Origin of the sequence: Mesorhizobium sp. M0968, from assembly GCF_040319065.1 — a bacterium.
Lineage (GTDB): Bacteria > Pseudomonadota > Alphaproteobacteria > Rhizobiales > Rhizobiaceae > Mesorhizobium.
This window is the reverse complement of the sequence record NZ_JAMYNL010000021.1, coordinates 79762-91259: the sequence shown is the minus strand read 5'-3', so window position 1 is coordinate 91259 and position 11498 is coordinate 79762. Positions and strand designations below refer to the sequence as shown.

At 61.5% G+C, this 11498-nt stretch carries 11 protein-coding genes and 1 tRNA gene; 9 read left to right on the top strand and 3 right to left on the bottom strand.

What is annotated here, in order from left to right:
• Nucleotides 1-149: 149 nt before the first annotated feature.
• Nucleotides 150-239, bottom strand: a tRNA-Ser gene (locus NKH67_RS26540).
• A gap of 460 nt (nucleotides 240-699) precedes the next feature.
• Between NKH67_RS26540 and NKH67_RS26535 the strand changes: the two genes are divergently transcribed.
• From NKH67_RS26535 to NKH67_RS26495, 9 genes are all read left to right on the top strand, one after another.
• Nucleotides 700-1431, top strand: a complete 732-nt coding sequence (locus tag NKH67_RS26535; protein WP_352471863.1) for a hypothetical protein — start codon at nucleotides 700-702, stop codon at nucleotides 1429-1431.
• Nucleotides 1432-1705: 274 nt separating this feature from the next.
• The gene (locus NKH67_RS26530) at nucleotides 1706-2929 is read left to right on the top strand and encodes a septal ring lytic transglycosylase RlpA family protein (protein ID WP_352502919.1); all 1224 of its coding nucleotides are present in this window, start codon (nucleotides 1706-1708) and stop codon (nucleotides 2927-2929) included.
• A gap of 102 nt (nucleotides 2930-3031) precedes the next feature.
• The gene (locus NKH67_RS26525; protein WP_352471861.1) at nucleotides 3032-4192 is read left to right on the top strand and encodes a D-alanyl-D-alanine carboxypeptidase family protein; all 1161 of its coding nucleotides are present in this window, start codon (nucleotides 3032-3034) and stop codon (nucleotides 4190-4192) included.
• A 64-nt stretch (nucleotides 4193-4256) separates the two neighbouring features.
• Complete coding sequence (gene tmk, locus NKH67_RS26520; protein ID WP_352471860.1) at nucleotides 4257-4931, top strand: dTMP kinase; 675 nt, start codon at nucleotides 4257-4259, stop codon at nucleotides 4929-4931.
• Nucleotides 4928-5983, top strand: a complete 1056-nt coding sequence (locus NKH67_RS26515) for a DNA polymerase III subunit delta' (RefSeq protein ID WP_352471859.1) — start codon at nucleotides 4928-4930, stop codon at nucleotides 5981-5983. The genes tmk and NKH67_RS26515 overlap by 4 nt, the downstream gene beginning before the upstream one ends.
• Nucleotides 5984-6105: 122 nt before the next feature.
• Nucleotides 6106-7689, top strand: coding sequence for a methionine--tRNA ligase (gene metG / locus NKH67_RS26510; RefSeq protein ID WP_352471934.1), 1584 nt, complete (start codon nucleotides 6106-6108; stop codon nucleotides 7687-7689).
• Nucleotides 7689-8483 carry a TatD family hydrolase gene (locus tag NKH67_RS26505; protein ID WP_352471858.1) on the top strand — a complete coding sequence of 265 codons (795 nt, stop codon included), beginning with the start codon at nucleotides 7689-7691 and terminating at the stop codon, nucleotides 8481-8483. The genes metG and NKH67_RS26505 overlap by 1 nt, the downstream gene beginning before the upstream one ends.
• 3 nt (nucleotides 8484-8486) lie before the next feature.
• A complete protein-coding gene (locus NKH67_RS26500; protein WP_352471857.1) occupies nucleotides 8487-9305 on the top strand; it encodes an MBL fold metallo-hydrolase in 819 nt (272 codons plus the stop codon).
• A 203-nt stretch (nucleotides 9306-9508) separates the two neighbouring features.
• Nucleotides 9509-10153, top strand: a complete 645-nt coding sequence (locus NKH67_RS26495; RefSeq protein ID WP_352502920.1) for a hypothetical protein — start codon at nucleotides 9509-9511, stop codon at nucleotides 10151-10153.
• A 45-nt stretch (nucleotides 10154-10198) separates the two neighbouring features.
• Here NKH67_RS26495 and NKH67_RS26490 read toward each other — a convergent pair whose 3' ends face one another.
• Together NKH67_RS26490 and NKH67_RS26485 are read right to left on the bottom strand one after the other, a co-directional pair.
• Entirely contained in the window at nucleotides 10199-10753 is a 555-nt protein-coding gene (locus tag NKH67_RS26490; RefSeq protein WP_352502921.1) for a DUF2076 domain-containing protein, read from the bottom strand.
• Between the two features lie 32 nt (nucleotides 10754-10785).
• Nucleotides 10786-11493 carry a Bax inhibitor-1/YccA family protein gene (locus NKH67_RS26485; RefSeq protein ID WP_023675065.1) on the bottom strand — a complete coding sequence of 236 codons (708 nt, stop codon included), beginning with the start codon at nucleotides 11491-11493 and terminating at the stop codon, nucleotides 10786-10788.
• Between the last annotated feature and the right edge of the window lie 5 nt (nucleotides 11494-11498).

Sequence of the window (11498 nt, the reverse complement as noted above, 5' to 3'; positions counted from 1 at the left end):
CTCGTCAGCTTCATGCATTACGATCTCGGTTATATCGACTTGGAACAGAGGACCTTGCAGACCATCGACAACCCGTTCGGCACGAAGTTGTCACCCATGTCTTAAGTACAATCTGTTACCCATGTCTCCGGGTTGGACAAAGACGGATATGGCGGAGGGAGTGGGATTCGAACCCACGGTGGGCTTGCACCCACGCCGGTTTTCAAGACCGGTGCCTTAAACCGCTCGGCCATCCCTCCAAGGTGATTTTTCAATCACTTAGGATATCGCGAGAGGAGCGGGTTCGAGCTGTCGGTACCGGATAGGCACCAGGACGTTCCCCGACCGGTTCGCGCTCCATTCCTGTAAAGCCGCATTCAGCGCCAAGTCAACCGTGGCGGCCGCACCTTTCGGCGCGATCCAGGGCGGTGAGCAGCGTCATGGCGAGCTGTGTTTGTGCTGAGTGTGGAAAATCGTTTTTAAAACCCGCACGGACTATTAATCGTTGAGCGCTGATATGTGGAGCGCATTAGGCACGTGTAAGTAAATCGTATTCTGGAGTTGATTTTGGCCGTACTTGGCGCTCTCCCGCCCGGTCTTCGCTGTAGACCAGTCCGCGAAACCGACTGGGAGGGAGTGGTTGATTGCCTGTGCAGGGGCTTTCCGGCGCGTAATCGGAGTTACTGGATACACGCTCTGACCCGCTTGTCGCAGCGGCCTGTGGTTGCCGAGTTCCCACAATATGGCTTCGCTTTGGAGCATGCCGGTCGGATCGTCGGCGTCGTGCTCACCCTTTATGCTCGCTATCACGGGTCGGAGAGCGAGGAAATTCGCTGCAATCTTTCAAGCTGGTCAGTCGATGCAGATTTCCGTCCCTATGGCGCCATGTTGGTTGCGGCGGTTCTCAAGCGGAAGGACGTGACCTACACGAACATTTCGCCTGCACAAGCGACATTGAAAGCCAACCGGGCGCTCGGCTTTCGGCTCTTCTCCAGCGGACAATTTACCTTCTTGCCGGCTTTAAGTTCGGCGCAGCGGTCATGTCGCGTGGTCGAAGTGCGTCCCGATCTCCCGGAATTGGCGATGCTGCCCGAGAGTGAGAGATACATACTGTCGGAACACGCCGCGCTGGGCTGCCTGTCGTTGATCTGCATTTGCGACGGAGCAGCGTTCCCCCTGGTGTTGATGCCGCGCCGAATGTTGCACGGTGTTATCCGATGCCACCAAGTCATCTATTGCCGCTCGCTTGCGGATTTGAGCCGCTGCGCCGGCGCGATGGGGCGCTTTCTCTTGCGAAGCGGAATCCTGGTTTGCTTTGTCGACGCCAAGGAGCCGATTCCAGGCTTGGTGGGATGGTACCGCCCCAACAAGGGGCTGAAATACTTCAAAGGTCCCAGACCACCCGCACCTGGAGATCTGACGTTCACCGAACTTGTGATCTTCGGTCCCTGAATCTGCGCTCGCAGATACGCCAAGCCAGGGGCAAAGTGCGCCACCAACGAGCGTTTCTGATCGATAAGCGATGATTTTCATGCCGATCAGCGAGGCGGTCCATGCCACAATCTCGCCCGGTTCCGACCACAATCGGTTAATACGGTGATAAACAATTCCTGCGCACAAAAAGGATTGGGGTAGGGCGTCGCCGGCGTTTCTGGAGTGGGTGCTTTGGCATCGCTGACGTTCATGCTGCGGTGCCTTCGTCGATGCTATAGGGGACAATCAAAATATGCAGACCACGGCGCGCCCGCGTCTTCGTCGCGCTTCCGCTTTCGCGCTGTTGGCCTTGTCGGCAGCCTTTCTTGCAGCATGTGCCGGGCCGCAGCAAAAGGCGATGGTCAACAAGAAACCTCGCTCCAAGGAATATTTTTCCGAAGCCGAATACGGCGTGAAAGCCAGCCCGCGCGTCATGTTCAAGACGTCTCGCGGACGCGACCAGCTCGGCAAGCCCTATCAGGTGCGCGGCAAGTGGTATTATCCGAAGGAAGACAAACGTTACGCCAAGGTTGGCCTCGCATCCTGGTACGGTGAGGCTTTCCACGGCCGGTTGACCGCCAACGGCGAAGTCTACGACATGGCAGATCTGACGGCGGCGCATCCGACCATGCCGCTGCCGAGCTATGCGCGGGTCACCAACATGAAGACCGGCAGCTCGGTGATCGTGCGCGTCAACGACCGCGGGCCCTATCACGATGGACGCATCATCGATGTGTCGAAGCGCGCTGCTGAAATGCTCGATTATGCCAATGTCGGTACGGCCGAGGTGAAGGTTGAATATGTCGGCCGTGCGCCGCTCGAAGGCAATGACGGGCAGTATCTTATGGCTTCGTATCGTCCAGGCAACAGGGCGCCGGATCCGTCGGACGGTCTGCCCAGCGGCGTCATGGTCGCGATGAATGGGCCGTCGCCAAGCCTGCCGGTGAGCGCTGCTGCCTTGCCGTTCCCCGGTCAGCTGACGAATTCCGGGCAGGGATCCGATGCACGGCCTGTCATGGCGGTGCAAGCATCTGCTTCGGGAGACATTGTACTGCCCGATTTCGGCCCGATCGTGCCGGAGCGTCCGGAGATCAACCTGCCGGCGCAATCGCCGTTCACCATGGCGTCGCTGTCTTACGCCGACGAGCGCGTGCAGCGCGCCTCTAACGCGTTTGCCGGACTGGATCGCACCGGCATGTCGTCCGCCGAGCTTCTTCAACCGTGGAAGCGGCAAGCCCCTCCAGCCGGGTCGCCCACCGCCTATGTCGCGGCGGGTTCATTCGAGAATGCCGCCGAAGCGGAGCGTGTGGCGGCCCAGCTTTCCAGGTTCGGCAAGACCGAAATCCAGCGCTCAGAACTTGAAGGCAAGGACTGGTACTCGGTCAATCTCCATGCCGACGGCCGTGGCAGCCTGGACGAGATGCTGCAGGCAGCGTGGTCGCATGGTGCGCCGGATGCGCTTGCTGTACGCAACTGAGCTTGGGGCTGCCTGGTTTTTTCGCGCGCGATTGATCCGCCAGGCAAAAGCCTGATAGCTTCTGCCAACTTGCAAAAAGCGCCGGCTCATTGGTCGAACCTGATGAAATCTTTTCACCCTTTCACCGGGCTTGTGGCGCTCGGCCTGCTGCTGCTCTCGCTTGCGCAGGCCTCAGCTCAGCTTTTCGAGACCAAGGCCGCCCAGGCCTTCATGATCGATGCCGAAACCGGAACCGTGCTGTTTTCCAAGGACGCCGACAGGTTGATCCCGCCGGCCTCGCTGGCCAAGCTGATGACGATGGAAGTGGCTTTCGACGCCATCAAATCAGGGCGCATGACGCTCGATGACACCTTCGTGGTGAGCGAGAACGCCTGGCGCAAAGGCGGCGCTCCTTCGGGGACATCGACCATGTTCGCCAAGCTCAAGTCGACGATCCGGCTGGAAGACCTGATCCAGGGCGTGACCGTGCAGGCGGCCAATGACGGCTGTATCGTCATCGCTGAAGGGATGGCCGGGTCCGAAGCAAACTTCGCGGCGCAGATGACCGGGCGTGCCCGCCAGATCGGCTTGCAGAAATCGACTTTCGTCAATTCCACCGGTCTGCCGGCCGATGGGCAGCAAACGAGCGTTCGCGAACTCGCGCTTCTGGCGCTGCATATCTGGCGCAACTACCCGGATCTCTACCGCTATTACGGCCAGAAGGATTTTACCTGGAACAAGATTTCCCAGAGGAACCGCAATCCGCTACTGGCCATGGACATAGGCGCCGACGGGCTCGCGGTCGGTGCCAGCGAGCAATCCGGGTTCGGCATTGTCGGCTCGGTCAGCCACAACGGCACAAGGGTGATCGCGGCGATGAGCGGTCTGGCAAACGACCGTGAGCGGGCTGAGGAAGCGCGAAAGCTGCTCGACTGGGGCGTTCGCTCCTTCGAGAAGACTGAGGTATTCGCCAAGGACGAAGTGGTTGGCGAAGCCCAGGTCTTTGGCGGTGCCAAGTCCGGTGTCGCGTTAAAGGCAAAAGGACCGGTGCAGATCTTCCTGCCGATCACCAACCGCGACAAGCTCACCGCCAGGATCGTCTATGACGGACCGGTGGCAGCGCCGGTGGAGGAGGGGCAGCCGGTGGGTACGCTGCGCGTCTGGATCGGCGATACGCTGAGCCAGGAGACGCCGCTGTTTGCCGCCGAGTCGATCGGTGTCGGTTCGCTGCCGCAGCGCGCGCTCGACGCCGCCAAGGAACTGGCCGTCGGCTGGCTGCGTTAGCACCGTCGCGGTGGACCTTTTTTCCCGCCGGCACTATACGGTCTCCGAAGTATGGACAAAGGCTTTGGCGCGCGGATTTTTCATCACTTTTGAAGGCGGCGAAGGAGCAGGCAAGTCGACGCAGATCGAGCGGCTGGCAAAGAAGATGCGCGCCAAAAAATACGATGTGCTGGTGACACGTGAGCCGGGTGGCTCGCCGGGCGCGGAGGCGGTCAGGCATGTCCTGCTTTCAGGCGCAGCCGAGCCGTTCGGCCCCAAGATGGAAGCTCTGCTTTTCGCCGCTGCGCGTTCCGACCATGTCGAACAGGTCATCCGGCCGGCAGTCGAGCGCGGTTCGGTCGTACTTTGCGATCGTTTCACGGATTCCTCGCGCGTCTACCAGGGCGTCACCGGCGGCCTCGACCCGGCATTCATGGACGCATTGGAGAAGGTCGCCATCAACGGCATGGTGCCGGACATGACACTGATCTTCGACATCGACCCCGCCGAGGGCCTGAGGCGCGCTACCGCCCGGCGGGGCAGCAGTGACGGACCGGACCGCTTCGAGAAAGAAACATTGGCCATCCACCAACGCCGGCGCGAGGCGTTTCTCGCGATCGCCTCAGCTGAACCCGAACGCTGCGTTGTCGTCGATGCCTCAGCCGACCTAGATGCCGTGGAGGATGTCGTTACCGCCGCGGTCTTCGCGGCTCTCGAGAGGATGATGCCGGCGCAAAGAAGGCAGGCGGCGCCAGCATGATTTTCGAACGCATCGCGCCCGAACAGCACGACACGCTGGACGGGGTGCCCGAGCCATCCGAGACGCCGCGTCTTGTCGGTCACCTGCAGGCGGCCAACATGCTCGCCACCGCTTACCGCTCGGGAAAGCTGCCGCACGCACTGATCTTTGCCGGACCGGTTGGCATCGGCAAGGCGACGCTGGCCTTTCACCTGGCGCATCATCTGTTGAAGCACCCGGCCTTCGAGCAGGCGCCGGAAAGCCTTGCCGTTCCAGATCCGGCTTCGTCGCTGTTTCGACAGATCGCCACCGGCGCGCATCCTTCGGTGCTGCATCTTACACGCCCGGCGAACGACAAGACCAAGAGCTTCAAGACAGTGGTCACGGTCGACGAAATCCGCAAGGTCAGCCATTTTCTGTCGCTGACCTCGCACGACGGCAGCTACCGCGTGGTTATCGTCGATCCCGCCGACGACATGAACACCAATGCTGCCAATGCCTTGCTGAAGAATCTTGAAGAGCCACCCGCGCGCACCTTGTTCATCCTCATCGTCCATGCGCCGGGCAGTCTGCTGCCGACGATCCGGTCGCGCTGCCAGATGGTGCGGTTGGCGCCGCTCGATGCCGAGAGCTTGATGACGGTTCTGGAAGGCATCGAGCCGCCGCCACCGGAGGATCCTGGCGCGCGCGCGGCGCTGGCGGAGCGGGCAGGAGGCAGCGCGCGCAATGCGATCCTGTTGACGCAGTATGGAGGGCTCGAAATCGCCGCCACCCTCGACGCCCTGGTGATGTCCAAGAAGATAGATGTCGCTGGCGCCTACCGTCTTGCCGAGGCGGTCGCCGGCCGCGACCAGGCAATCCCGTTCGAGATATTCAATCGCCGTGCGCTTGATCTGCTGTCGGCCGGCGCCAGCCAGGCCGCGCTCGCCGGCGATCTCGCGCGGGCCAAAACGCTGTCGGATACTTGGCACGCGGCTTTGAACGCTATATCTGAAACCGAGACCTACAACCTCGACAAAAAGCAGCACGCCCTGACCATGATCGACCGCCTGAATTCTGCAATGCGAATGTGACGGCCGCTGGCGTGGCTTTTGAAGCCCCTGAGTATTGATTCCCAATCAATCGCAGGAACTTCGAAGCCACCACATTGGCGTCGGATGGCAATTGCCGTTTCGATGCGATATCTCACCGCGACATCTTTCATTCAGACATTCATGACGGCTCATCCATGGCACGCGAAAAATACTACGTCACGACGCCGATTTTCTATCCGAACGGCAAGCCGCATATCGGCCATGCCTACAATGTCATCGCCAGCGACACGCTGGCCCGCTTCCAGCGGCTCGATGGCAAGGACGTCTTCTTCGTCTCGGGAACCGACGAGCACGGTTTGAAGATGCAGCAGACGGCGGACGCCGAAGGCCTGACGCCGAAAGCGCTTGCCGATCGCAACTCGGCGATCTTCCGCTCGATGCTCGAAGCGACCGGTTGCTCGAACGACGTTTTCATCCGCACCACCGAAGAGCGTCATTACAAGGCCTGCCAGGCGATCTGGACGCGCATGGCTGAGAATGGCGACATCTACCTCGACCGCTACAGTGGCTGGTATTCGGTGCGGCAGGAAGCCTATTTCGACGAGGCCGAAACCAAGGTCGGTGACGACGGCGTGCGCCGCGAACCGCTCGGCTCGCCTGTCGAATGGACCGAGGAAGAGAGCTATTTCTTCCGCCTTTCCGCCTATCAGGACAGACTGCTCGCGCTCTATGAGAACAGCCCCGAGTTCGTCGGACCGGCGGAGCGGCGCAATGAAATCATCAGCTTTGTCAAATCCGGCCTGAAGGATCTGTCGATCTCGCGCACCACATTCAAATGGGGCGTGCCGGTGCCCGGCGATGAGAAGCATGTGATGTATGTCTGGGTCGATGCCCTAACCAATTACATCACCGCCGCCGGTTATCCGGATCCGACCAATGAGAGATGGTCTTTCTGGCCGGCGAACGTCCACGTCATCGGCAAGGATATCATCCGCTTCCACGCGGTCTACTGGCCGGCATTCCTGATGTCGGCCGGCATCGAATTGCCGAAGCGCGTGTTTGCGCATGGTTTTCTGTTCAACCGTGGCGAGAAGATGTCGAAGTCGGTCGGCAATGTCGTCGACCCGTTCGCGATGATCGAGCACTACGGCCTCGACCAAGTGCGCTATTTCTTCATGCGCGAAGTGCCGTTCGGCCAGGACGGCAGCTACAGCCATGATGCGATCGTCAACCGCACCAATGCCGACCTTGCCAATGGCCTCGGCAATCTGGCGCAGCGCTCGCTGAAGATGGTCGCCAAGAACTGCAGCGGCGCGGTGCCAAAGCGCGGCGAACTGACCGAAGCCGACAGCGCCATCCTCGACCAAGCGGTGGGGGCACTCGCCGTCGCGCGAAAGGCGATGGCGGATCAGGGCATCCATTTGGCGCTGGCGGCGATCTTCGGAGTGGTGGCCGAAGCTGACCGCTATTTCGCCTCTCAGCAACCCTGGGCGCTAAGCAAAAGCGATCCAGAGCGTATGAAGACAGTTCTGTGGACGACGATCGAAGTCGTCCGGCGCGTGACGCTGCTCTGCCAGCCCTTTGTTCCGGGGTCGGCTGCTAAGCTGCTCGACCTGCTGGCGGTGCCGGCAGACAACCGTGACTTTGCGCATGTCCACGCCGACTATGCGCTGGTGCCCGGCACGGCATTGCCCGCGCCGGAGGCGGTCTTTCCGCGTTACGAAAAGCAGGAAGCGAACGCCTGATGCTGGTCGACAGTCACTGCCATCTCGACTTTCCGGATTTCGCCGAAGAGCGGGCGGCCATCGTCGCCCGCGCCCTAGCGGCCGGCATCGGCCGAATGGTGACGATCTCGACGAGGGTGAAGCGATTTAACCAAGTGCTTGAGATTGCAGAGACTTTCGATGAGGTCTATTGCTCGGTCGGCACCCATCCGCATAATGCGGCCGAAGAGCTTGACGTCACTGTCGATGATCTGGTGCGGCTCTCTGCTCATCGCAAAGTGGTGGCGATCGGCGAGGCCGGGCTCGACTATTTCTACGACCATGCGCCGCGCGACGCACAGGCGCGGGGCTTTCGCACCCACATCGCCGCGGCGCGCGTGACCGGTCTGCCGCTGGTCATCCATTCGCGCGACGCCGACGATGACATGGCTGATATCCTCGAAGAAGAGACAGGGAAGGGCGCCTTCCCCTTCATCCTGCACTGTTTTTCGTCGGGGCGTCGGCTGGCCGAAATCGGCGTGGCGCTCGGCGGCTACGTCTCGTTTTCCGGCATCCTGACCTTCAAGAACTCCGCCGAGCTGCGCGCCGTCGCCGCCGATGTGCCGCGCGACCGTCTGCTGGTCGAAACCGACGCGCCATACCTGGCGCCGATCCCGTTTCGCGGCAAGCGCAATGAGCCCGCCTATGTCGCGCATACAGCCAAGGTGCTGGCCGAGACGATCGGCGTCAGCGAGGCCGAGATCGCTGACATCACCACGGATAACTTCTTCCGGCTGTTCAGGAAAATGCCGCGCCCGAGCGCGCCGGGCGCCTGACGCATGAGCGACCGGTTACGTCTTACCGTCCTCGGCTGCGGCTCATCGCCGGGCACGCCACGCATCTCCGGCGACTGGGGCAATTGCGATCCCGCGAACCCCCGGAACCGGCGCACGCGCACCGCAGCGCTCGTCGAGCGGATCGCGGCGAGTGGCGCCCGGACCACGGTCGTCATCGACACCGGCCCGGATTTCCGCGAGCAGATGCTGCTGGCATCGGTCAAGCGTATCGATGCGGTGGTCTATACACATCCGCATGCCGACCATATCCACGGCATCGACGATTTGCGCGGCTTCGTGCTCGAGCAGCGCCACCGGATCGACATCCATGCGGATCAGGCTACCATGCTGCGCCTACGCGAGGCGTTCCGCTACTGTTTCGAAACACCGAAAGGCAGTTCGTATCCGCCGATCGTCAACGCCCATATCATCGACCACCACAGGCCGGTGGTAATCGCAGGCGAGGGCGGCGCCCTCACCCTCGAACCGCTGCTGCAGCTCCATGGCGACATCACCTCGCTGGGTTTCCGCATCGGCGGGCTGGCCTATTGCCCTGACGTCAGCGACTTTCCGGAGGCGACCGCCAAGCGTTTGCGCGGGCTGGACATGCTGGTCATCGACGCGCTGCAATACACCGTCCATCCGAGCCATCTGTCGCTTGGCCAGGCGCTTAGCTGGATCGAAAGACTGGCGCCGAAGAACGCGGTGCTGACCCATATGCATGTGCCACTCGACTACGCTACGGTAATGGCCGAGACGCCGGCCAACGTCGAGCCTGGTTATGACGGCATGACGATCGAAATCCCTTACGAATCAGCGTGAAAGACCAAGATTTTACGGCCTGGGTTCCCGAGTTGGATCTCGCGAGGTGCTAGCTTCACGTCACATCCAATCGGCCATGCCAGTTCCATAATCTATCTTATGCGACTACGCCTATAGCATCCGTTGGCGGCGAGATCAGGCCGGTCGCTCTTAGACATTCGCAACAGCGCTGTGGGGCAACGGGCATGCTAGGGTTGCGAATCATGAAGACGCTTCCGCTGCTTGCAAGTCTTGCCCTCACCCTGGCCTGCGCGCTAACTGGCGCGCGAGCGCAGGACCTTGATCGTACGCCAGGCGAGAATGACCTGGCTTTCGCCAAACGTGTTGTTGGGTTCGCCGACAATGCTGATCCGCACACCACAGCCGTGAGCTGGAACGGCCTCCAGACACTCTTCGTCGATTACCAGACCGCCGAGGAATATCCGGAACGCCCGCTCGTCGCGCTGCAACGGCTAGCTGACAACAGATATCGCGCAATCCAGGTCACGCTCGGTGAACAAGAGGGCGACACACCGGACATCGCGCTCGGCCTCGCCAACGCCGACCACGACCCGGCAAAGGAACTGATCGTGATACTTTCCTGGGCTCAGATGCACTACGATGTCGAAGGGACGCTCTACGAGGTTCGCATCTTCGATGGCCCCAAGCCAGGCCAGAAGGCGCTGACTCAATTGAAAGCGAGCCGGAAGTTCGATGCCACATGCGACTGCCATTGGCGCGACGGCACAACGAAGCGCTTCCGCTTCAAGACGATCGCGGCGGTCAAGGCTGAACTGAGCGCCTGGGCTATTAGCCGCCGGCGAGGGCTCGCTTCCCGGATGTTGCCCTCGCCACCTCGCCTATGCTGACCCGCAATCGTCACCAGCGCCAGCACAAGCAGACTGGGTCGCTCGTCAGAACTCCATATCACCGAAGTCACCGCCATTATCGGAGCTGGAATCGCCTGCCTGATCGGCTTCGTCCGGCTGCGGCGACGGCTGTTCAGCTGCCTTCGCTTCGCTGCCGCCAAACACGCCGGCGATCGCGTTGCCGAGCAGCACGCCGCCCGCCACGCCCATCGCGGTCTGCGCGGCGCCGGCAAGAAAACCGCCGCCTGCCCGCTGTGGCGTGTCCTGCGGCCCTTCAGTTGCAACGGAGGCGGTGCGCCCTACCCGCGGAACCGAGCCTAAGCGCCTGCCGTCGCTGCGGCCGAAGAAGCCGCTGAGCGGTCCACCGCCGGCCGGCTGCCGCGCCTGCTCCTCCAGTTCTTCTATGCGCGCCTGAGCTGCGTTCAGGGCCTGCTCCTGCACCACGATCGTCTGGGCCATGTAATATGGCGCCCCAGGCTGCTGGGTGATCTGGTCCTGGATGAAGCGCTCTGCTTCGGCATCGCGCGGCGGCGCCTGGCGCTCGGCGCTTGCCAACTTCTCGAAGAGCTGTCCGATCGCTTGCTGATCATTTCTGTCCATGATGTCCAACTCCGGTCTTGGTTCAACGCCGGCTATTCGCGCTCGCCGGTGAAGTTCAACAGCAGTTGGAAGATGTTGATGAAGTTCAGATAGAGCGAGAATGCACCGAAGACAGCGAGTTTCTGCTGTGATTCCGCGCCGAAGTTTTCCGCGTACTGCTCCTTGATCGTCTGGGTATCCCAGGCGGTGAGGCCGATGAAGACGGCGATGCCGATCACAGAGATCGCGAATTGGAGCGCGGTCGAGCCCAGGAAGATATTGACGATGCTGGCGATCACCACGCCTATCAGGCCCATGATCAGGAACGACGAAAACTGCGTCAGGTCGCGTTTGGTCGTGTACCCGTAAAGGCTGGTCGCGCCGAACATGGTGGCGGCGATGAAGAAGGTGCGTGCGATGCTGGTGCCGGTAAAGACCAGGAACACGGAAGCCAGCGACAGGCCCATGACCGCGCAGAATGCCCAGAACATCGCCTGGGCGCCGCCTGCCGACATCGCCTGCATCCGAAACGAGAACAAGAGCACAAAGGCCAGCGGGGCCAGCATCACCACCCATTTCAGCGGTGTGGAGAAGATCGGCACGTAAAGAGCGGGCGTGGAAGCCACCACGAACGCGATCACGCCCGTAACGACGAGGCCAAGGCCCATATAGTTATAGACGCGCAGCATGTGCCGGCGCAGGCCTTCATCGTAGACGGCTCCGGCTCGGGCTCCGGCCCCGATATATCCGAGATTGTTCATGTGGT